We start from the raw sequence: 19,817 nt of genomic DNA, 5'->3' as shown, positions 1-19,817 counted from the left end.
GGAGGGGAAGGATCAGCCGTGCTGGTACGCCACCAGCGAGATGCCGACGTAGTGCACGGCGAAGGCCGCGAGGGTCAGCGAGTGGAAGACCTCGTGGAAGCCGAAGAAGCGGGGCGAGGGGTTGGGGCGCTTGATGCCGTAGATCACGCCGCCCACGCTGTAGAGCAGCCCGCCGACGACGACCAGGACCAGTACGGCGATGCCGCCCGTGCGCATGAAGTCGGGCAGGAAGAAGACGGCGGCCCAGCCCATCGCGATGTAGCACGGCGTGTAGAGCCAGCGCGGGGCGCCGACCCAGAAGACGCGGAAGGCGATGCCCGCGACGGCCGCGCCCCAGATGCCCCAGAGCAGCCACCGCCCCTTCGAGTCGGGGAGCAGCAGCATCGTCAGCGGGGTGTAGGTGCCCGCGATGATCAGGAAGATGTTGGAGTGGTCGAGCCTGCGCAGGACGCCGTCCGCCCGGGGGCTCCAGTTGCCGCGGTGGTAGAGCGCGCTCACACCGAAGAGCAGGCAGGCGGTCAGGGCGAAGACGCCGCAGGCGATCCGGCCGCGGGTGGAGTCCGCGAGCGCGGTCAGCACCAGTCCGGCCACGACCACCGCGGGGAACATGCCGGCGTGCAGCCAGCCGCGCATCTTCGGCTTCGCGGGCAGTGGCATCGACTGCGGGGGCGGGACGAGGGAGGGGGCGTCCTCGGGTTCCGGGATCGCTTCGGAGACGGAGGAGGTCATGGCCCGATCGTACCTACGGGCCCGTAGGTCAGGCATCAACCGGGTGTGAACCGGTCATCAAATCGGGTGGAACCCCGCCCTCGCACCCCGAAGGTGTACAAGTGGCGATGCTCACGCCGCTCACGTGTGAAGCCCTCTGGACAGATGGGCGGCCACGTCGGATGATCAAATGAGTGCGGTCGGCACCGGATGAGCGCCAGAGGATCTACACGTGAAGCGTCCGGGTCGCAGCCCCCACGGGGCATACATCCTCAAAACCCCCTCGATTAGGAGCAATCGTGGCGCGCGACATCGCGGCTCCCAGCACCGTCCCGACCAACACCGTCTCGACCACCACCGTCCCGACCGGCCACAAGGAGCTCGTCTCCTGGGTCGATGAGATCGCCGAACTGACGCAGCCGGACAGTGTGGTCTGGTGTGACGGCTCCGAGGCCGAGTACGAGCGCCTGTGCGACGAGCTCGTCGCCAAGGGCACCTTCAAGAAGCTCGACCCGATCAAGCGCCCCAACTCGTACTACGCGGCCTCCGACCCGACCGATGTCGCGCGCGTCGAGGACCGCACCTTCATCTGCTCCGAGAAGGAGGAGGACGCGGGCCCGACCAACCACTGGAAGGCCCCCGCCGAGATGCGGGAGATCTTCCAGGGCGCCGACGGCGAGGGCGGCGTCTTCCGCGGCTCGATGAAGGGCCGCACGATGTACGTCGTGCCCTTCTGCATGGGCCCGGTCGGCTCGCCGCTGTCCGCGATCGGCGTCGAGATCACCGACTCGGCGTACGTCGCCGTCTCCATGCGCACCATGACCCGGATGGGTCAGGCGGTCCTGGACGAGCTGGGCGAGGACGGCTTCTTCGTGAAGGCCCTCCACACGCTCGGCGCCCCGCTGGCCCCGGGCGAGGCCGACGTGCCGTGGCCCTGCAACTCCACGAAGTACATCTCGCACTTCCCCGAGGACCGCGAGATCTGGTCCTACGGCTCCGGCTACGGCGGCAACGCCCTGCTCGGCAAGAAGTGCTACGCCCTGCGCATCGCCTCCGTCATGGCGCGCGACGAGGGCTGGCTCGCCGAGCACATGCTGATCCTGAAGCTCACGCCGCCGCACGGAGAGTCCAAGTACGTCGCCGCCGCCTTCCCGAGCGCCTGCGGCAAGACGAACCTCGCCATGCTGGAGCCCACCATCTCCGGCTGGACCGTCGAGACGATCGGCGACGACATCGCCTGGATGCGCTTCGGCGAGGACGGCCGCCTCTACGCGATCAACCCCGAGGCCGGCTTCTTCGGCGTCGCGCCCGGCACCGGCGAGCACACCAACGCCAACGCCATGAAGACGCTGTGGGGCAACTCCGTCTTCACGAACGTCGCGCTGACGGACGACGGCGACGTCTGGTGGGAGGGCATGACGGAGGAGACTCCGGCGCACCTGACGGACTGGAAGGGCAACGACTGGACGCCGGAGTCCGGCGTCCCCGCGGCCCACCCGAACGCCCGCTTCACCACGCCCGCCGCGCAGTGCCCGATCATCGCGCCCGAGTGGGAGGACCCCAAGGGCGTGCCGATCTCGGCGATCCTCTTCGGCGGCCGCCGCGCCAGCGCGGTGCCGCTCGTGACGGAGTCCTTCAACTGGCAGCACGGCGTCTTCCTCGGGGCGAACGTGGCCTCCGAGAAGACCGCCGCCGCCGAGGGCAAGGTCGGCGAGCTGCGCCGCGACCCGTTCGCCATGCTGCCGTTCTGCGGCTACAACATGGGCGACTACATGGCCCACTGGATCAAGGTCGGCGCGGACAAGCCCGACCAGTCGAAGCTGCCGAAGATCTACTACGTCAACTGGTTCCGGAAGGACGACAAGGGCCGCTTCGTGTGGCCCGGGTTCGGGGAGAACTCCCGCGTCCTGAAGTGGATCGTGGAGCGCCTCGACGGCCGAGCCGAGGGCGTCGAGACCCCCATCGGCATCCTGCCGACCGTCGACTCGCTCGACACCGAGGGCCTCGGCCTGGCCGACTCCGACCTGGCGTTCCTGCTCACGGTCGACAAGGAGGTCTGGCGCGAGGAGGCCTCGCTGATCCCCGAGCACCTCAACACCTTCGGCGACCACACGCCCCAGGAGCTGTGGGACGAGTACCGGGCGCTGGTGCGGCGCCTCGGCTGACAGCCCCGTATGAGTGGCACCCGGTCCGCGGCCTCACCGGCCGCGGACCGGGGCCGATCAGGAGGCGCCGACCAGGCGCGTGGCGTCCGCGTGGGCGTCCATGCGCTCGGCGGCCAGGATGGCCGCCGCGGTGTCGGCGCGGGAGGCCGCCACGACCAGGGCGCGGCCCGCGAGGGCGTGGGCGCGCTGGTGCAGGGCGGTCGTGTGAGGTTCGTGGATGGCGGCGGCGATGGTGGAGCGCGCCGGCTGCACACCGCGGCGCAGACGGGCCACCTGGAACGCCAGCTGCTCGGCGGCGGCGTCCAGCTCGGCCGTCGGGGCCAGGGCGCGCAGCTCGTCGGTGACGGCGAGGAGCGCGGCGAGGTGCCCGGCGAGCTGGATGTCCAGCTCTTCCTCGCGGGAGCGGTGCGGGAAGCTCGCGTCGTCGGCCATCGAGTGGACCGACTTGGTGCGGATCGGCTCGTACATGGGGTGGCCTCCAAGCGGTGTAGCCACCATCCTACCTTGGATCCCGTCTAAAGTTGAGCACGGTCCGAAGGTGCGGTGCCACCTCCGGGCCCGCCTGTACGACGTGAGTGTCACGGCTGGCTGTAGCCGTCCAGGAAGTTCCCGATCCGCCTGACCGCCTCCGCGAGATCCGTCGCCGTCGGCAGCGTCACGACGCGGAAGTGATCGGGCTCGGGCCAGTTGAAGCCCGTACCGTGCACGACCATGATCTTCTCGGCCCGCAGCAGGTCCAGGACCATCTGCCGGTCGTCCTTGATCTTGAAGACCTTCGGGTCGAGCCGCGGGAAGAGGTACAGCGACCCCTTGGGCTTCACACAGCTCACCCCGGGGATCTGCGTCAGCAGGTCGTACGCCGTGTCGCGCTGCTCCAGGAGCCGCCCGCCCGGCAGCACCAGATCGTTGATCGTCTGGCGCCCGCTCAGCGCCGCGACGACGCCGTGCTGGCCCGGCATGTTCGCGCACAGGCGCATGTTGGCGAGGATCGTCAGGCCCTCGATGTACGAGGTGGCGTGCGCCTTCGGGCCCGATACGGCCATCCAGCCGACGCGGTAGCCCGCCACGCGGTAGGCCTTCGACATGCCGTTGAACGTGAGCGTCAGCAGATCGGGTGCGATCGCGGCGGTCGGCGTGTGCGTCACGCCGTCGTAGAGGATCTTGTCGTAGATCTCGTCCGAACAGACCAGGAGGTTGTGACGGCGCGCGATATCGGTCAGACCACGGAGCATGTCGTCGCTGTAGACGGCACCCGTCGGGTTGTTCGGGTTGATGATCACGATCGCCTTGGTGCGGTCGGTCACCTTGCGCTCGATGTCGGCGAGGTCCGGCATCCAGTCCGCCTGCTCGTCGCAGCGGTAGTGCACGGCGGTGCCGCCGGACAGCGAGACGGCCGCGGTCCACAGCGGGTAGTCGGGCGCCGGTACGAGGACCTCGTCGCCGTCGTCGAGCAGGCCCTGCATGGCCATCACGATGAGCTCGGAGACGCCGTTGCCGATGAAGACGTGCTCCACGTCGGTCTCGATGCCGAGCGTCTGGTTGTGCATGACCACCGCGCGGCGGGCGGCCAGCAGGCCCTTCGCGTCGCCGTAGCCGTGCGCGTCCCCGACGTTGCGGAGGATGTCCTCCAGGATCTCGGGCGGGCACTCGAAGCCGAAGGCGGCGGGGTTGCCGGTGTTGAGCTTGAGGATGCGGTGGCCTGCCGCCTCCAGCCGCATCGCCTCCTCAAGGACGGGGCCCCGGATCTCGTAACAGACGTTGGCGAGCTTCGTCGACTGGATGACCTGCATGGCGGCGAGCTTACGGGGTGTTCCGGCGGTCGGCGGAGCGGATTATTCGGTGGGTCCCCGGGCGCGGACCGGATGTGGCTGGTCGCGCGGTCTTGTCCTGATGGCCGGGGAGCCCAACAATGCGCATGACAAAACTGCCAGCGGAGGGGACCCCCCACATGAACAAGCCTCTCGTCGGTGCGTGCTTCGCCGTGCTGCTCCTCGGAGCGACGGCGGCGCCCGCGACGGCCGTCAGCGACGAGCGTCCCGCCAAGCCGAGGGTCAAGGCCGTCGACTTCGCCGGGACCGTGGCGCTCAGCAACTGTTCCGGCTCCGTCGTCCGCGTACCGAACTCGCGGCCCGGCGACCCCGCGCTCGTCCTGTCCAACGGCCACTGCGTGGAGAGCGGATTCCCCGCGCCCGGCGAGGTCCTGGTCGACAAGCCCTCGACACGCAGCTTCACGCTGCTGAGCGCCTCGGGCCGCAACCTCGGCACGGTCAGGGCGAGCAAGATCGCGTACGCCACGATGACCGACACGGACATCTCGCTCTACCAGCTCACCAGCACCTACGGCGACATCGAGAGCAAGTACGGGATCAAGGCGCTGGAGCTGAACGCGGCGCGGCCCGAGGCGGGCCGGGCGATCACCGTCGCCTCCGGCTACTGGAAGAAGTTCTACAAGTGCGGCATCGACGGTTTCGCATACCGCCTCAAGGAGGGCCGGTGGACCTGGAAGGACTCGGTCCGCTACACCCCCGCCTGCAAGACGATCGGCGGCACCTCCGGCTCCCCGGTGATCGATGACGCGACCGGCAAGGTCGTCGCCGTCCACAACACCGGCAACGACAACGGAGGCCGGTGCACGGACAACAACCCCTGCGAGGTCGACCAGAACGGCCAGGTCACCGTGCGCGAAGGCATCAACTACGGCCAGCAGACGTACACGATCGTGCCGTGCGTCGGCACCGGCAACAAGATCGACCTGAGCCGGGCGGGCTGCGCACTGCCGAAGTAGCGGCGGGCGCGGGCGCGGGTGCCGTCCGGGGGCGGACGGCACCCGCGTCGATCCTCAAGTCCTCGCAGGGGTCAGGTCCTCAGGCCGCCGGGACCAGCTCGGCCCTGCCGAACAGCAGGGCGTAGCCCGGCGGCAGCAGGTTCAGCAGGCGGTCGACGAGCTCCTCGTCGACCGCCCGCGCCAGGGCGGTGAGGACGGAGCTGACGTCCCACCGGGCGGTGGCCGGCGTGGCACCCTCCAGGCGCAGCGCCACGCTCTCGACGAACTCCGGCGCCGTGAGCTGTCGCGTCACGGGCACCTGGTCCGCGATCACCCTCGCCGCCTCGACCGGCAACTGGCCTGCCAGTTCGACGCGTTCGTCCCCGACGACGTGGCCGCCGAGGGCCGACAGGACGGTGCGCGTCACGCGCTCCGCCTCGGCGGCGGTGGTGTACTGGCCGGTTTCCCTTACCGCCTCGATGAGCTCGCTCCATCTCATCGTGCCGTTCTCCTCCGCTCTGTTCGTGTTGTTCTTCGTGTTGTTTCGGCGTCAGCCGCTGATCTGCTTGGGCCCGCCTCCGCCGCTGATCCGGATCTTGCGCGGCTTCGCCTGTTCGGCCACCGGGATGCGCAGCGTCAGCACGCCGGCGTCGTACGAGGCGTCGATCCGCTCGGTGTCCAGGGTGTCGCCGAGGAACAGCTGGCGGGAGAAGCTGCCGGTGGGGCGCTCGGCCGCGATCATCTCCACGCCCTCGCGGGCGGGGGAGCGGCGCTCGGCCCGAACGTTCAGGACGTGGCGTTCCACGTCCAGGTCGATCGACTCCGGGTCGACGCCCGGCAGATCGAAGTGGACCACGAACTCGTCGCCCTCGCGGTAGGCGTCCATCTGCATTCCGGCCGGACGGGCGGTGTTGAAGACCTGCTGGGTGAGGCGGTCCAACTCGCGGAACGGGTCGGTACGCATGAGCATCACGGGTCACTCCCTTCCTCAGGTGCTGGGTGCGATGCCCTACGTTTTCTATATAGCCCGAGGAAGGAAAATTGACAAGGCCGGGCTCAAGTCAGGTCGCCAGACCTGAGCCCGGTCGCTCGTCCGGTGCTGTCAGTTGTCCGAGTAGCTGAGGTCACCCACCGTCCAGGCGCTCACGTCCTGGAGGGCGATGCGGTACATCCCGCCGGTCGCCGGCAGGCCGAGGTTGCCCTGGAGGATCCGGGCCAGGTGGAAGTGCAGATGGGTGGGGGGCGCGGTGCCTCCCGCCGGGTCGGCGGGCTCCCCCTCGCTCTCGAACGCGGCGGCGAACGGACTCAGGTGGTCGGAGTCCTTCAGGACTTCGGCGACGCGCCGCCGCCACAGGGCTTCGGGGGCCAGCCGTCCGGTGATGACGGCGCCGGCCACGACCACGGTGAGGGACATCTGATTGCTGTGCTCGGACTCGACCAGGGTGGCGATGTCGACGAGCAGTTCGTCAGGCTTCGACATGACTGGTGAGCCTACCGAGACAAGGCGGTACGTGGGTGCCCTGATCCCCCCTCCTCCGCTTCCGAAAATCTATCTTGGCTGAGGTAGACATGCGGGACCCCCGTTGTTAGAGTTCCTTGTGTAGTCACAGACGTTCAGCGAGAACGTAAGGCAGCAAGGAGAGGAGTGGACGCCATCAGGATCGCCCGGGCGAGGTTCGGCACCGCTCGGGTAACGCAGACCCCGGATTGGAAGGTGGTCCCCGGTCACGCATTCGCGATCCCCGCATCCCCGCCCCGTCGGGCGGCCGTGCGGAAACAGATAGCCGGCACGCAGGGCCGGTAGATGGTGTTGAAACCCCTCGGGGCCTGGTGCCGTACGGCATCAGGCCCCTCGACGCGTTCCAGAAAAGGTGCAAATGCCCCCAGAGACCCTTACGCAAGGCCCCGACCGGTTCGATGACGACGACTACCCCGCCTACACGATGGGCCGGGCCGCCGAGATGATCGGCGCCACACCCGGCTTCCTCCGGGCCGTCGGCGACGCCCGCCTGATCACACCGCTGCGCTCCGAGGGCGGCCACCGCCGCTACTCGCGCTATCAGCTGCGCGTCGCCGCGCGCGCCCGCGAGCTGGTCGACCAGGGCACGCCGATCGAGGCCGCCTGCCGGATCGTCATCCTTGAGGACCAACTGGAAGACGCGCTGCGCATCAACGACCAGCTGCGCCGCTCGCCCACCGGGTCCGAGGAGGCGCAGTCGTCCGAGGAGGCGCAGCCGCACGGAGAGGCGCAGCCGCACGGGGAGGCGCAGTCGCGCGAGGAGGCACGCTCGTCCTGAAGCCGCCGTCCACGAAACTTTACGCCTCGCGCCGCCGGATATCTGCGACGGCAAATGCAGAATTTCATGTGATGCGCGATGAGGGTTTATCCGCGCCTCGGCGGAGCGGTAAAGAACACCATGCGCCGCCGCCGAGGGCGTGCTAGTGTCGTTATCAGTTGCAGTTGTGGTTCCCAAGAGACTTCAAGTGCTCAGTCGGCGTTATGTGCCGGCGGGGCACTTTGTATTGCCGGTCATTCCGGACGGGGAAATCATCGCGGCGACGCGGAGTTCGCACAGTGTGGACTCCACGGGCACTGCCCCGAAGGAGATATGACATGGCTACTGGCACCGTGAAGTGGTTCAACGCGGAAAAGGGCTTCGGCTTCATCGAGCAGGACGGCGGCGGCGCCGACGTCTTCGCTCACTACTCGAACATCGCCACCCAGGGCTTCCGTGAGCTGCAGGAGGGCCAGAAGGTGAACTTCGACGTCACGCAGGGCCAGAAGGGCCCGCAGGCCGAGAACATCGTTCCCGCCTGACGCTGACGCGTACTTCGTGGCTGGGGCCCGCACCTTGGGTGCGGGCCCCGGCTCGTTTTGTTTCCGGGGAAGCAACGCCCCGATGATCTGATGCGACACCCCGGTGGTCACACCCGGGGCGTGTCCCTCTTCTGACCGGCCGGTCTGGTGAATTTATTCCGGCGGCCGGAATTTATTTTTTATCCCCCCGGCCGTTCCTGCAATTCTCGACACCCGTCTCCGACCGGTGTCGGTGAGAATTCCTCGATACGCGCCGCATCGAGGAAGGTTCTTCATGAACCGCTCAACTCGCACGAACGGCCGTTACACCGGCGGCTCCCGCTCCGCCCCCGCCTCCGGAGGCCGGTCGTACTCCAGGGGCCCGTCCCGCCGCCCCGCCGCGCTCCAGGGAGAGTTCGCCCTCCCGGTCACCGTCACCCCGGCCCTGCCGCCCGTCGAGGACTTCGCCGCGCTCGGCCTGCCGGACGGTGTGGTGGAGATCCTCACCCGTCTCGGTGTCACCGAGCCCTTCCCGATCCAGGCAGCCACGCTGCCGAACTCGATCGCGGGCCGGGACGTCCTCGGCCGCGGGCGGACCGGCTCCGGCAAGACCCTCGCCTTCGGCCTCGCGGTGCTCGCCCGCACCGCCGGGCAGCGCGCCGAACCGCGCCGCCCGCTCGCGCTGGTCCTCGTGCCCACCCGTGAGCTGGCCCAGCAGGTGACCGACGCCCTCACCCCGTACGCCAAGGCGGTGAAGCTGCGTCTGGCCACCGTCGTCGGCGGCATGTCGATCGGACGGCAGGCCGGTGCGCTGCGCGCCGGGGCCGAGGTCGTCGTCGCGACGCCCGGCCGGCTCAAGGACCTCATCGAGCGCCGCGACTGCCACCTCGACCAGGTCGCCATCACCGTCCTCGACGAGGCCGACCAGATGGCCGACATGGGCTTCCTGCCCCAGGTCACCGAGCTTCTCGACCAGGTGCGCCCGGGCGGCCAGCGGATGCTGTTCTCCGCCACCCTGGACCGCAACGTCGACCTCCTGGTCCGGCGCTACCTCAACGACCCGGTCGTCCACTCGGTCGACCCCTCGGCGGGCGCCGTCACCACGATGGAGCACCATGTGCTGCACATCCACGGTGCCGACAAGTACGCCGCCACGACCGAGATCGCCGCCCGCGACGGGCGCGTGATCCTGTTCCTGGACACCAAGCACGCCGTCGACCGGCTCACCACGCACCTGCTCAACAGCGGGGTGCGGGCGGCGGGGCTGCACGGCGGCAAGTCACAGCCCCAGCGCACCCGTACGCTCGCCCAGTTCAAGTCCGGGCAGGTCACGGCGCTCGTCGCCACGAACGTCGCGGCGCGCGGCATCCACGTCGACGACCTCGACCTCGTCGTCAACGTGGACCCGCCGGCCGACCACAAGGACTACCTGCACCGCGGTGGCCGCACCGCACGCGCCGGTGGCTCCGGCAGCGTCGTCACCCTGGTGACCTCGGCGCAGCGGCGCGACATGAGCCGCCTGATGGCCGCCGCGGGCATCACGCCGCAGACCGCGCAAGTACGGTCGGGCGAGGCCGAGTTGACGCGCATCACCGGAGCCAGGACTCCCTCGGGTGTGCCGGTGACCATCGCGGCCCCGCCGAAGGAGGGCTCCAGGCACGGCGGTTCGCCGGCGCGTGGCCGCCGCCCCCGCGACGGCCGTGCGCGCCGCGCCTACACGGCCCGTGCGCAGGGCGGGGCGTCGGGCAGCTCTCAGGGTAAGGCCGCCTGACACCGGACGGTCACACCTGGCGGGCCCCGGCCCGCCAGGTCTCCTCCGCGTGGGCTCCCTTCGGGACCGCCTGTCGGCGACGCCGCCGCACCGCGCGCCTCCGCCCCGCTCACCTTGCCGGAACGGCAAGAACCCGTGCCAGTTCACGGTGAGCCGGGCAAGACTGCGCGCGTGCCCCGACAGAAGGAGCTCCCGATGAGCAACACCGACGCGCTCACGTTCTGGGACGGCGTCTACGCGGCCCGCCCCGCGGCCACCGATCCGCGGCCGAACGTACGACTCACCGAGACCGTCACGGGCCTGCCGCCCGGCGACGTGCTCGACCTCGGATGCGGCGACGGCGGCGACACGCTGTGGCTCGCCCGCCAGGGGTGGCACGTCACCGCCGTCGACGTCTCGGCCGTGGCGGTCGAGCGGCTCACCGAACTCGCCGCCTCCAACGGCCTGGCCGAGCGGATCGCCGCCCAGCGGCACGACCTGCGCGAGTCCTTCCCGCAGGGCGCGTTCGACCTCGTCTGCGCGCACTATCTGCAGACGCCCCTCGACCTCGACAAGGCATCCGTCCTGCGCACGGCCGCGCACGCGCTGCGTCCGGGCGGGCGGCTGCTGGTCGTCGACCACGGATCGACCGCCCCGTGGTCGTGGAACCAGGACCCCGACATCCGGTACCCGACCGCGCGGCAGGTCGCCGCGGACATCGGCCTGGACCCGGCGACATGGACGCTCGAACGGGCCGACGCGTCCCGCCGGATCGCCGACGGGCCGGACGGACGCACCGCCGAGGTCACGGACCACATCCTGATCATCCGCGGCGCGACCGGACGCTGAGGGTGCGGCGGGAGTGGGGATGCGGGCTCAGGGGGTTCGGCGTACGGCGCGTCCCGCGAGGGTGTCCGTGCGGCGGCCGTCACGCATCACGAACCGGCCGTCGATCAGGACGTGCGGGATACCGGTGGGAAGCGTGCGGGGCGCCTCGAAGGTGGAGCCCGCCGCGACCGTCTCCGGGTCGAAGAGCACCAGGTCGGCGCGGTAGCCCTCGCGTACGGTGCCCCGGTCGGGGAGCCGGAGGCGGGCGGCGGGACGCGAGGTGAGGTGGGCGACGGTCTCTTCCAGTGACATGACGCCCAACTCCCGGGCGTACCGGCCCAGATAGTGCGGAAACGTGCCGTACGCGCGCGGGTGCGGCTTGAAGCCCTGAAGGATGCCGTCGCTGCCGCCCGTGTGCACGCGGTGACGCATGATCGTCCGTACGTTCTCCTCGTGCCCGACGTGCTGGAGGATCGTCGAGCCGAGCCTGTCGTCGATGAGCAGACGGCGGGCGGTGACCCAGGGCGCCTCGCCGCGCATGTCGGCGGAGTGCTGGATCGTCTTGCCGACGCAGGAGGCGAGCCCGGGGTCGCTCACCCCCGAGATCTCGACCGTGTCCCACTCGATGGGTACGCCGTGACAGCCGTCGGCGCCGATGACCTCCATGTGATGGCGGATCTTCTCGGCGGTCGCCTCGTCCTCCAGCCGGGCGAGGATCGCGTCGGGCCCGCCTTCGCTCGCCCAGCTGGGCAGCATCGCGACGAGCGTCGTGCAGCCGGGGGTGTAGGGGTACGTGTCGAGGGTGATGTCCGCGCCCTGCGCGAGGGCGTCGTCGAGGAGGGCGATCAGGTCCGGGGCCTTGCCCTTGTTCACACCGAAGTTCATGGTGGCGTGCGCGAGGTGCAGGGGGCAGTGCGCGGTCCGGGTGAGCTCCACCATCTCCTCGTACGCCTGGAGGGCGCCCGCTCCGTAACTGCGGTGATGGGGGCAGTAGTAGCCCTTGTGGGCGGCGACGACCTTGCACAGCTCGGTCAGCTCGGAGTCGTCGGCGTACATGCCGGGGGTGTAGGTGAGGCCGGAGGACATGCCGACGGCGCCCTCCCGCATGCCCTGCGTGACGAGCTGCCGCATGTGGTCCAGCTCGGCGGGGGTCGCCGGGCGGTCGTCCCAGCCCAGCGCGTACATCCGGACGGTGCCCTGCGGGATGAGGTACGCGGCGTTCACCGCGATGCCGTGGCCGCCGTGGGCGGTGTCCAGCGCGTCCAGGTAGCCGCCGACGGTGCGCCACGTGAAGTCGATGTCGGCGCCGTCGCCGTTCCAGCCGGTGATGGCCTGGCGGACCTGGCCGAGCGTACGGTCGTCCACGGGGGCGTAGCTCAGGCCGTCCTGGCCGATGACCTCCAGCGTCACGCCCTGGGCGGCCTTCGCGGTGTGCTCGGGGTCGCGGAGGAGGGCGAGGTCGCTGTGCGCGTGCATGTCGATGAAACCAGGCGCCAGCGCCAGCCCCTGGGCGTCCAGTGTGTGCCGCCCTGTGGGGCGGTTGCCGGTCCCTTCACCGTCCTCCCGGTGGATCGCGGCGATCCTGCCGTGGTGTACGCCGACGTCAGCGCGGTAGGAGGCACCTCCGGTCCCGTCTATGACGCGAGCGTCCCGGATCACCAGGTCCATGGGGTGCCTCTCTTGTTCGCGGGATTCGTTGAGGGTGCGGGTGGCCGCCGTCGGCGGCTACCGGGTGACTACGTCGCTGCGGTGCAAACGCGGGGCAAACGGGTGGGTGGGTGGGAGACATCCGTCGCGGAGCGACGGTCCAGGGGACAGTGCGGGGCGCCGCCCAGGACCGCCCAAGACCCCCAGGTCAGAAGAACGTGCGGACGTAGTCCGTGACCGTCCCATCCCCCTCCACCAGGGGAATCATCTGCCACTTGTCGAACGCCGTGCACGGATGCGAGAGCCCCATGCCGACCCAGTCGCCCACCGCGAGGTCCGCCTCCGGAGTCGTCCGGAGCCATCCGTGCTGGTCGGAGAGCCCGGTGACCGTGACCCCGGTCGCGGGCCGCTCCACCCCGCCCCGCCGCACGACCTGCGCCGCGGGCAGATCCAGGTCGTACGCCGCGTCCCGCTTCCCCGCGTTGGTGAACGCCTGCTCGGCGGAGGGCCGCGACACCACCTGCGTCCAGAGCCGGAAGGCAGGCTCCAGCGCACCCTCCTCCGGGACCCGGTTGAAGGGCGTCAGCTTCCGGTAGTGGCCGTCGTCATGGGAGACGTACGCACCGGAGCGCAGCAATTTCAGAACCGGCAGGGACAGTTCCGGCACCTCGGCGAAGACCGACGCCACCGCGTCGAACCACGCGCTGCCGCCCGCACTGAGCACGACCTCCGGCAGATCCGCGAACCGCCCCGCCTTGTCCAGCTCGACGAGCAGCGCGACCAGCCGCCGCAGCCACGCCGTGACCCGCTCCGTGGAGGGCTGCGGCACCTCACCCTCGTACCCGGCGACGCCGACGAGCCGCAACGTGTCGGCGCCCGCCACGGCGTTCGCGATCTCGAAGCACTCGCCCTCGGTCCGTACGCCGGTCCGCGCCTCGTCGCCCGCCGCCAGTTCGATCACGACGTCCACGGGACGGCTGGCCCCCGCCTCGCTGAGCGCGGCGTGCATCAACTCGACGCCGCGTACGGAGTCGACGTAACAGATGAAGCGGAAGGACGGGTCGGCGTCCAGCTCGCGGGCGAGCCGGCGCAGCGCCGCCGCGTCGACCAGTTCGTTCGCGAGGAAGATCCGTGAGGTGCCGAACGCCCGCGCCACATGCACCTGGTGGGGCACGGCGAGCGTGATGCCCCACGCCCCGCGCTCCAGCTGCCGGGCGAAGAGCTGCGGCGCCATCGACGTCTTGCCGTGCGGTGCGAAGGCGAGGCCGTGGCGTTCGGCGTACGTCTCCATGAGCGCGAGGTTGTGCTCCAGGCGCTCGGCGGAGAGCGCGAGGACGGGGGTGGTGAAGCCGCCGGTGAAGAGGTTCCGGCGCTGGGCCGCGAGCTCGCCGACGGTGAGGCCCTCCGCGTCCGGGGGAAGGCCCTTGAAGCGGTGATCGATCCGTTCGTCCGCGAGCGAGGCGAGCGGGTCGCCGGACCGGCCGACGGACGGTTCGGTGGACCGGTCAGCGGACCGGTCAGCGGACTGGTCAGCGGGACGGTCGACGGCGTGGTCGGCGGCCATGGGCGCCTCCTCCAGGGATGCGTTGCAGTATCTGCAACAGTCATTGCGTATGTCGCTGACAGCTGTCTAACATCCGAGCCAACGCCGGGTCAACGGATCCGGAGAGACGGTTGAGGGGCTGGAGATCGTGACCGCACAGGCAACCGCACAGGCGGCCGCCCAGGCACCGGCACCGGTGGACGTCGTGGCGCTCGGCGAGTCCATGGTCACGTTCCTGCCCGCCTGCCCCGGCCGCCTCGCCGACGTGCCCTCCTTCGACCGCGGAATCGGCGGCGCCGAGTCGAACGTCCTCTGCGCGCTCGCCGCCGCCGGGCACACCACCCGCTGGGTCAGCCGAGTCGGCGCCGACGGCTTCGGCGACCACCTCGTCGAGACCATCGCGCGCCACGGCGTCGACACCTCCGCCGTCGGCCGCGACCCGCACCGCCCCACCGGCGTCTACTTCCGCACCGCCGACGACCGCGACACCGACACCCACGAGGTCGTCTACTACCGCGCGGGCTCCGCCGCCTCCGCCATGTCGCGGGCCTCCGTGGACGAGGACGCCCTGACCGCCGGCCGCATCCTGCACCTGACGGGCATCACGCCCGCCCTCTCCGCCGACTGCCTCGAACTCGTACGTCATCTCTGTACCCGGCGCGCGGACCGCGGCCCGCTCCTCTCCTTCGACGTCAACCACCGCCCGCGGCTGTGGACGGACGCGGGCGACCGCGCCCCCGGTGTCCTCCTCGACCTCGCGCGCGGCGCCGACCTCGTCTTCGTCGGCGCGGACGAGGCCGCGGCGGTCTGGGGCGTGACCGGCGGCCCCGACGCCGTCCGCGCCGTCCTGCCCGAACCCGCCACCCTCGTCGTCAAGCAGGGCGGCCGCGGCGCCACCGTCTTCCGCCACGGCGAGGAACCCGTCTTCCAGGCCGCCCTGCGCGTGGACGTCGTCGCGCCGGTCGGCGCCGGTGACGCCTTCGCCGCCGGGTTCCTCTCCGCCACCCTGCGCGACCTGCCCGCCGCACACCGACTGCGCCACGGCCACCTCATGGCCGCCGCCGCCCTCACCGTCCCGGGCGACCTCGCCCCGCCCCCCGCCCGCGCACACGCCGACCGCCTCGCCGCCCTGGACGACGCCGCCTGGGAGACACTTCGTCTCGGCCCCGGCTGGACGGCGAACGTCCCGGAGGAAACCGGGGCCGAGGAAGAGGTACGTACCCCATGAGCCAGACCGTCGACCGCGCGCTCTCGATCCTGCCGCTGCTCGCCGAGGGCCCCGCCGACCTCGGGCAGGTCGCCGACCGGCTCGGCGTCCACAAGTCCACGGCGCTCCGGCTCCTGCGCACCCTCCACGAGCACGGCCTGGTCTTCCGCCAGTCCGACCAGCGCTACCGCCTCGGCGCGCGCCTCTTCGCCCTCGCCCAGGAGGCCGTCGAGAGCCTCGACGTGCGCGAGATCGCCCACCCTCACCTCCTCGCCCTGAACGAGAAGTGCGGCCACACGGTCCATCTCGCCGTCTACGAGGAGCAGGAAGTCCTCTACATCGACAAGGTCGAGAGCCGCTACCCGGTACGCATGTACTCGCGCATCGGCAAGCCGGTGGCGATCACGGTCGCCGCCGTGGCCAAGCTCCTCCTCGCCGACTTCCCCGAAGCCGAGCGCCGCGCCTTCGCGGAGAAGCTCGACTACCCCACCTACACGTCCCGTTCGACGCCCAACGCCGCCGCTTTCCTGCGGGAGCTGGACAAGGTGCGCGAACAGGGATGGGCCACCGACCTCGGTGGCCACGAGGAGTCCATCAACTGCATCGGGGCCCCCATCCGCGGTGCGGACGGGCGTGTCGTCGCCGCCATGTCGGTCTCCGCGCCGAACGTCGTCGTCACCGCCGAGGAACTCCTCACGCTGCTCCCGCTGGTGCGCCGCACGGCGGACGCCATCAGCCGGGAGTACTCCGGCAAGTCACCCCTGAAGGAAGCCTGAACGACCATGACCGAAAAGACCGCTCTCACCCCGGCGACCCACACCACCCCGCCCGCGAAGTTCTCCCACGGCGTCAAGAAGGGCAACATCCTTCAGGTCGCCGGTCAGGTCGGCTTCCTCCCCGCCGAGGAGGGCAAGGCCCCCACCCCCGCGGGCCCGACCCTGCGCGAGCAGACCCTCCAGACCTTCGCCAACGTCAAGGCGATCCTCGAAGAGGGCGGCGCCACCTGGGACGACGTGATGATGATGCGCGTCTACCTCACGGATGTGGACCACTTCGCCGAGATGAACGAGATCTACAACGCGTACTTCGAGGAGCAGGGCCTCAAGGCCCCCGCCTCGGCCCGCACCACGGTGTACGTGGGCCTGCCCAAGGGGCTGCTCATCGAGATCGACGCGCTCGCCGTCCTGAGCTGACGCGCATCTTCTCCCAGCAAGCCGTACGTCGTCACGGCACGGCGCCCGTCACCCGCGGTGCGCCGTGCCGCGATCCTCCATGCCTGCCCGAAAGTCCCATGCACTTACGAGGTCAACGATGTCCCCGTCCCACACCGCCGTGCTCGCGGCCGCCGCCCCCGCCGCGGAGATGCCACCCCATACCGGTGGCGTCCTCACCCTGATCGACGGCACGGCGGGTCTGCTGACCGTCGCCGCGCTCGGGATCGTGCTCCTCCTCTTCCTGATCATCAAGGTCAGGCTCCAGCCCTTCGTGGCGCTGCTGGCGGTCTCCATAGTCGTCGGCCTCTCGGCCGGCCTCTCCGTCACCGAACTCTTCGGTACCGTCCAGAGGTCCGACGCGGTCTCGGTCATCGAGTCGGGCATGGGCGGCATCCTCGGCCATGTGGCGATCATCATCGGCCTCGGCACGATGCTCGGCGCGATCCTCGAAGTGTCGGGCGGCGCGGAGGTGTTGGCATCGCGCCTGCTGGGCCTCTTCGGCGAGAAGCGCGCGCCGCTGGCCATGGGCCTGACGGGTCTGATCTTCGGCATCCCCGTCTTCTTCGACGTGGGCATCTTCGTCCTCGCGCCCATCGTCTACGCCGCCGCCAAGCGCAGCGGCAAGTCGATCCTCCTCTACTGCCTCCCGCTCCTCGCGGGCCTGTCGATGACCCACGCGTTCCTGCCCCCGCACCCGGGACCGGTGGCCGCGGCGGGTCTGCTCCACGTGGACCTCGGGTGGGTCATCCTCATGGGCATCGTCTGCGGCGTCCCGGCCGTCCTCGCCGCCTGGGTGTACTCCGCGTGGATCGGCAAGCGCATCTTCGTACCCGTCCCGCAGGACATGGTCGAGGCCGCCGAGGAGGCGAAGGCCGCGGTCGTCGCCGAGCAGCGCGCGGCCGGTGTGGAGCCGCGCGAGAAGCCGGTGCCGCTGGGTGTCGTCTTCGCGATCATCGGTACGCCGCTCCTCCTGATCCTCCTCGCGACGTTCTCCTCGATCGCCTTCGACCCCTCGACTCCCCGCTCGGTGATCGAGTTCTTCGGCAGCCCCTTCGTGGCCCTCACGATCGCGCTCCTGATGGCCTACTACCTGCTGGGCATCCGGCGCGGCTGGTCCCGCAAGTCCCTTGAGACGGTGTCGACCTCGTCCCTCAAGCCGGTCGGCAACATCCTCCTGGTGGTCGGCGCGGGCGGCATCTTCGGCGCCGTCCTCAAGGCGAGCGGCGTGGCCAAAGCCCTCTCGGACACCTTCCAGGACGTGGGCCTGCCCATCATCGTCCTCGCCTACCTGCTCTCCCTGGTGCTGCGCGTCGCCCAGGGCTCGGCGACGGTCGCGATCGTCACGACGGCAGGCATCGTGGCCCCCCTCCTGGCCGAGGGCGACCACTCCCAGGCCTTCGTCGCCCTGGTCATCATGGCGATCTCGGCGGGCTCCATCTTCGCGTCGCACGTCAACGACGGCGGGTTCTGGATGGTCGCCAAGTACTTCGGCATCAGCGAGCGGGACACGCTGAAGACGTGGACCGTGCTGGAGTCGGTGCTTTCGGTGGCGGGGTTCGTGGTGGCGGCGGTGGTGAGTCTGTTCGTGTAGCGGTGGGGCACCCGGCAGGGTTTGCCGGGTGCCCGGGGTGTCAGCTCGCGCAGTACTGCTGCTCCTTGCCGATGGACCGGTACATGCAGTCCGAGTTCTCCAGGAGTTGCAGTACCGCGTCGCGGTTGCGGCTCGTCTCCCGCTCGATGACCTCGTCGGGCGGGTAGAAGCCGCCGCCGCCCGCGGACGACGGGTACATCTCGAAGGTGTAGCTGAAGATCTTCTGGCTGCCCCACAGCCAGTCGTCGATCGAGCCGTCCGTGATGTAGAGGTCGCTGGCCTGCTCGGGCGTGTAGCCGTTGCTGGCCGCCATCTTCCTGCCGACGGTCGCGTGGGCGTCGCGGTCGTCCTGGGTCAGGCCGGCGGCCGTGTCGGCGTACGTGTAGCCGTAGGGCCACAGGATCAGTTCGCTGTACGTGTGGAAGTCGATGGCGGACTTGATCTGCTGCTTGCCGCCGACGACACGGCTGCGTACGAAGTCGGCGACGACCTTCACCTCGGGGGCCGACTCGGCGGCGCGCCCGCGGTAGGTGTCCGAGCCGGGGGAGCCGGACGAGCCGCCGCAGCAGCCCCACTTGTAGGCCCAGTTGCGGTTCATGTCGGTGCCGACGCTCGACGAGCCGGTGTTCGGCTGGCGGTTCTTGCGCCAGCTGCGGTAGGAGCCGGTCGCGATGTCGTACTCGCCGCCGTCCGGGTTCATGTCCGGCACGATCCAGATCTCGCGCGAGTCGACCATCTTCTTGAGCCGCGCGTCCGTGGCGTAGTCGTCGCCCAGCTCGCGCAGCAGGTAGAGGGCCATCTCCACCGTCAGGTGCTCGCGGGCGTGCTGGTGGTGGGTGAAGAGGACCTCCGGTTCGGCCTCGTCGGTGGCGGCGTTGTCGCTGACCTTGACGGCGATGATGTCCCGGCCCGCGTACGACTTGCCGATGACCTTCTTGGTCATCAGGTTCGGGTGGGCCGCGATGCGCTGGTCGATCGCCGCGTTCATCTCGGCGTAGTTGTGGTACCTCGCGTCGGCGGGCGGGAAGTCCATCGGCTCCACCGCCTGTCCGTTCGTACGCTTCGGGGGGCCCGCCAGGGCCTTGAGTTCGTAGCCGGACGCCCGGAGCCGGGCCGCCTCGCGGCCGTCGGCGGAGACGACCACCGCGCGGGCGTCGACCTCGTCGATGGTGACGCCGGTGCGGGCGAGCGCGGTGCGCGCGGCGCGGTCGTCGGGGAGCGGGATCTCGTACTGGCGGGTTTCGTCGTCCGCCGTCGCGGTGCTTCGGGCGGCCGGGTCGGCCGCGGACGGTGTGGCGTTGGCGGTGAGGGGGGCCGCCACGGCGAGGGCGAGAAGGGCCGCGAGGGCGGCGGATCTTCTGCCGCGTATGCGGAGTCGCATGAAGTCTCCTGAGGGGTGGGGGGGTGGTTCAGTGCGACGCGTGCGGTGCGGGGGTGTGCGGGACGCGGGTGTGCGGGGTGTGCGGGGAGCGTTGGGGTAACGCGGGTGTGCGACGTGTCCCGCGTGTCCGCTGCGGGTCGCGCCGCGTGTCACGTGCGGGTCGCGCCGCCCCATCGTCGGGGCGTGGCATGCTCCGGTCAATGCCGTCTTCCGGCCAACCCC

Annotated in this window: 18 protein-coding genes and 1 pseudogene; 10 read left to right on the top strand and 9 right to left on the bottom strand. The window is 70.4% G+C overall.

Annotation, left to right across the window (positions count from 1 at the left end; genetic code table 11):
- Positions 1–12: 12 nt before the first annotated feature.
- Entirely contained in the window at positions 13–729 is a 717-nt protein-coding gene (gene trhA / locus ACWDVB_RS30275; RefSeq protein WP_451515021.1) for a PAQR family membrane homeostasis protein TrhA, read from the bottom strand.
- A 278-nt stretch (positions 730–1,007) separates the two neighbouring features.
- On the opposite strand from trhA, the gene ACWDVB_RS30270 reads away from it, so the two are divergent.
- On the top strand, positions 1,008–2,873 hold the full coding sequence (locus ACWDVB_RS30270) for a phosphoenolpyruvate carboxykinase (GTP) (protein ID WP_451515022.1): 1,866 nt from the start codon (positions 1,008–1,010) through the stop codon (positions 2,871–2,873).
- A gap of 57 nt (positions 2,874–2,930) precedes the next feature.
- Here ACWDVB_RS30270 and ACWDVB_RS30265 read toward each other — a convergent pair whose 3' ends face one another.
- Both ACWDVB_RS30265 and ACWDVB_RS30260 read right to left on the bottom strand, forming a co-directional pair.
- Positions 2,931–3,341 carry an SCO4983 family protein gene (locus tag ACWDVB_RS30265; protein WP_451519095.1) on the bottom strand — a complete coding sequence of 137 codons (411 nt, stop codon included), beginning with the start codon at positions 3,339–3,341 and terminating at the stop codon, positions 2,931–2,933.
- 110 nt (positions 3,342–3,451) lie between these two features.
- The gene (locus ACWDVB_RS30260; RefSeq protein WP_451519096.1) at positions 3,452–4,663 is read right to left on the bottom strand and encodes a pyridoxal phosphate-dependent aminotransferase; all 1,212 of its coding nucleotides are present in this window, start codon (positions 4,661–4,663) and stop codon (positions 3,452–3,454) included.
- A 158-nt stretch (positions 4,664–4,821) separates the two neighbouring features.
- Here ACWDVB_RS30260 and ACWDVB_RS30255 point away from each other — a divergent pair, with 158 nt between their 5' ends.
- Positions 4,822–5,658: a trypsin-like peptidase domain-containing protein gene (locus ACWDVB_RS30255; RefSeq protein ID WP_451519097.1), complete on the top strand. Its 837-nt coding sequence runs from the start codon at positions 4,822–4,824 to the stop codon at positions 5,656–5,658.
- A 79-nt stretch (positions 5,659–5,737) separates the two neighbouring features.
- Here ACWDVB_RS30255 and ACWDVB_RS30250 read toward each other — a convergent pair whose 3' ends face one another.
- The 3 genes from ACWDVB_RS30250 to ACWDVB_RS30240 form a co-directional block, all read right to left on the bottom strand.
- Positions 5,738–6,136: a DUF2267 domain-containing protein gene (locus tag ACWDVB_RS30250; protein WP_451519098.1), complete on the bottom strand. Its 399-nt coding sequence runs from the start codon at positions 6,134–6,136 to the stop codon at positions 5,738–5,740.
- Between the two features lie 51 nt (positions 6,137–6,187).
- Positions 6,188–6,607 (bottom strand): Hsp20/alpha crystallin family protein, encoded by a 420-nt coding sequence (locus ACWDVB_RS30245; RefSeq protein WP_451519126.1) that lies wholly within the window; start codon positions 6,605–6,607, stop codon positions 6,188–6,190.
- 132 nt (positions 6,608–6,739) lie between these two features.
- The gene (locus ACWDVB_RS30240) at positions 6,740–7,117 is read right to left on the bottom strand and encodes a hypothetical protein (RefSeq protein ID WP_451519099.1); all 378 of its coding nucleotides are present in this window, start codon (positions 7,115–7,117) and stop codon (positions 6,740–6,742) included.
- Between the two features lie 397 nt (positions 7,118–7,514).
- On the opposite strand from ACWDVB_RS30240, the pseudogene ACWDVB_RS30235 reads away from it, so the two are divergent.
- The 4 genes and pseudogenes from ACWDVB_RS30235 to ACWDVB_RS30220 form a co-directional block, all read left to right on the top strand.
- A pseudogene (locus ACWDVB_RS30235) lies at positions 7,515–7,823 on the top strand (MerR family transcriptional regulator); the annotation flags it as partial.
- Between the two features lie 428 nt (positions 7,824–8,251).
- Positions 8,252–8,455, top strand: coding sequence for a cold-shock protein (locus tag ACWDVB_RS30230; protein ID WP_046930152.1), 204 nt, complete (start codon positions 8,252–8,254; stop codon positions 8,453–8,455).
- A 274-nt stretch (positions 8,456–8,729) separates the two neighbouring features.
- Positions 8,730–10,205 (top strand): DEAD/DEAH box helicase, encoded by a 1,476-nt coding sequence (locus ACWDVB_RS30225; protein WP_451519100.1) that lies wholly within the window; start codon positions 8,730–8,732, stop codon positions 10,203–10,205.
- A 195-nt stretch (positions 10,206–10,400) separates the two neighbouring features.
- Positions 10,401–11,033 (top strand): SAM-dependent methyltransferase, encoded by a 633-nt coding sequence (locus ACWDVB_RS30220; protein WP_451519101.1) that lies wholly within the window; start codon positions 10,401–10,403, stop codon positions 11,031–11,033.
- A gap of 27 nt (positions 11,034–11,060) precedes the next feature.
- On the opposite strand, the gene ACWDVB_RS30215 is transcribed toward ACWDVB_RS30220, so the two are convergent.
- Positions 11,061–12,680 carry an N-acyl-D-amino-acid deacylase family protein gene (locus ACWDVB_RS30215; protein ID WP_451519102.1) on the bottom strand — a complete coding sequence of 540 codons (1,620 nt, stop codon included), beginning with the start codon at positions 12,678–12,680 and terminating at the stop codon, positions 11,061–11,063.
- A 187-nt stretch (positions 12,681–12,867) separates the two neighbouring features.
- On the bottom strand, positions 12,868–14,223 hold the full coding sequence (locus ACWDVB_RS30210) for an amino acid deaminase (RefSeq protein WP_451519103.1): 1,356 nt from the start codon (positions 14,221–14,223) through the stop codon (positions 12,868–12,870).
- Between the two features lie 127 nt (positions 14,224–14,350).
- Between ACWDVB_RS30210 and ACWDVB_RS30205 the strand changes: the two genes are divergently transcribed.
- The 4 genes from ACWDVB_RS30205 (at position 14,351) to ACWDVB_RS30190 (ending at position 18,214) form a co-directional block, all read left to right on the top strand.
- On the top strand, positions 14,351–15,430 hold the full coding sequence (locus ACWDVB_RS30205; protein ID WP_451519104.1) for a sugar kinase: 1,080 nt from the start codon (positions 14,351–14,353) through the stop codon (positions 15,428–15,430).
- Complete coding sequence (locus ACWDVB_RS30200) at positions 15,427–16,185, top strand: IclR family transcriptional regulator (RefSeq protein ID WP_451519105.1); 759 nt, start codon at positions 15,427–15,429, stop codon at positions 16,183–16,185. The genes ACWDVB_RS30205 and ACWDVB_RS30200 overlap by 4 nt, the downstream gene beginning before the upstream one ends.
- A gap of 6 nt (positions 16,186–16,191) precedes the next feature.
- A complete protein-coding gene (locus tag ACWDVB_RS30195; protein WP_361055398.1) occupies positions 16,192–16,602 on the top strand; it encodes a RidA family protein in 411 nt (136 codons plus the stop codon).
- Between the two features lie 118 nt (positions 16,603–16,720).
- Positions 16,721–18,214, top strand: coding sequence for a GntP family permease (locus ACWDVB_RS30190; protein ID WP_451519106.1), 1,494 nt, complete (start codon positions 16,721–16,723; stop codon positions 18,212–18,214).
- A 40-nt stretch (positions 18,215–18,254) separates the two neighbouring features.
- On the opposite strand, the gene ACWDVB_RS30185 is transcribed toward ACWDVB_RS30190, so the two are convergent.
- Entirely contained in the window at positions 18,255–19,595 is a 1,341-nt protein-coding gene (locus ACWDVB_RS30185) for a M14 family metallopeptidase (protein ID WP_451519107.1), read from the bottom strand.
- Positions 19,596–19,817 lie beyond the last annotated feature (222 nt).

Source organism: Streptomyces sp. NPDC003379, assembly GCF_053589195.1.
The sequence above is the reverse complement of the archived record's forward strand: the minus strand, read 5'-3'. Positions and strand labels throughout refer to the sequence as shown.

Excerpts from the sequence above, each read along its gene's own strand:
- trhA (WP_451515021.1), bottom strand. The coding sequence starts at position 729 with ATGACCTCCTCCGTCTCCGAAGCGATCCCGGAACCCGAGGACGCCCCC.
- ACWDVB_RS30265 (WP_451519095.1), bottom strand. The coding sequence starts at position 3,341 with ATGTACGAGCCGATCCGCACCAAGTCGGTCCACTCGATGGCCGACGAC.
- ACWDVB_RS30260 (WP_451519096.1), bottom strand. The coding sequence starts at position 4,663 with ATGCAGGTCATCCAGTCGACGAAGCTCGCCAACGTCTGTTACGAGATC.
- ACWDVB_RS30255 (WP_451519097.1), top strand. The coding sequence starts at position 4,822 with ATGAACAAGCCTCTCGTCGGTGCGTGCTTCGCCGTGCTGCTCCTCGGA.
- ACWDVB_RS30250 (WP_451519098.1), bottom strand. The coding sequence starts at position 6,136 with ATGAGATGGAGCGAGCTCATCGAGGCGGTAAGGGAAACCGGCCAGTAC.
- ACWDVB_RS30245 (WP_451519126.1), bottom strand. The coding sequence starts at position 6,607 with ATGCTCATGCGTACCGACCCGTTCCGCGAGTTGGACCGCCTCACCCAG.
- ACWDVB_RS30240 (WP_451519099.1), bottom strand. The coding sequence starts at position 7,117 with ATGTCGAAGCCTGACGAACTGCTCGTCGACATCGCCACCCTGGTCGAG.
- ACWDVB_RS30230 (WP_046930152.1), top strand. The coding sequence starts at position 8,252 with ATGGCTACTGGCACCGTGAAGTGGTTCAACGCGGAAAAGGGCTTCGGC.
- ACWDVB_RS30225 (WP_451519100.1), top strand. The coding sequence starts at position 8,730 with ATGAACCGCTCAACTCGCACGAACGGCCGTTACACCGGCGGCTCCCGC.
- ACWDVB_RS30220 (WP_451519101.1), top strand. The coding sequence starts at position 10,401 with ATGAGCAACACCGACGCGCTCACGTTCTGGGACGGCGTCTACGCGGCC.
- ACWDVB_RS30215 (WP_451519102.1), bottom strand. The coding sequence starts at position 12,680 with ATGGACCTGGTGATCCGGGACGCTCGCGTCATAGACGGGACCGGAGGT.
- ACWDVB_RS30210 (WP_451519103.1), bottom strand. The coding sequence starts at position 14,223 with ATGGCCGCCGACCACGCCGTCGACCGTCCCGCTGACCAGTCCGCTGAC.
- ACWDVB_RS30200 (WP_451519105.1), top strand. The coding sequence starts at position 15,427 with ATGAGCCAGACCGTCGACCGCGCGCTCTCGATCCTGCCGCTGCTCGCC.
- ACWDVB_RS30195 (WP_361055398.1), top strand. The coding sequence starts at position 16,192 with ATGACCGAAAAGACCGCTCTCACCCCGGCGACCCACACCACCCCGCCC.
- ACWDVB_RS30190 (WP_451519106.1), top strand. The coding sequence starts at position 16,721 with ATGTCCCCGTCCCACACCGCCGTGCTCGCGGCCGCCGCCCCCGCCGCG.
- ACWDVB_RS30185 (WP_451519107.1), bottom strand. The coding sequence starts at position 19,595 with ATGCGACTCCGCATACGCGGCAGAAGATCCGCCGCCCTCGCGGCCCTT.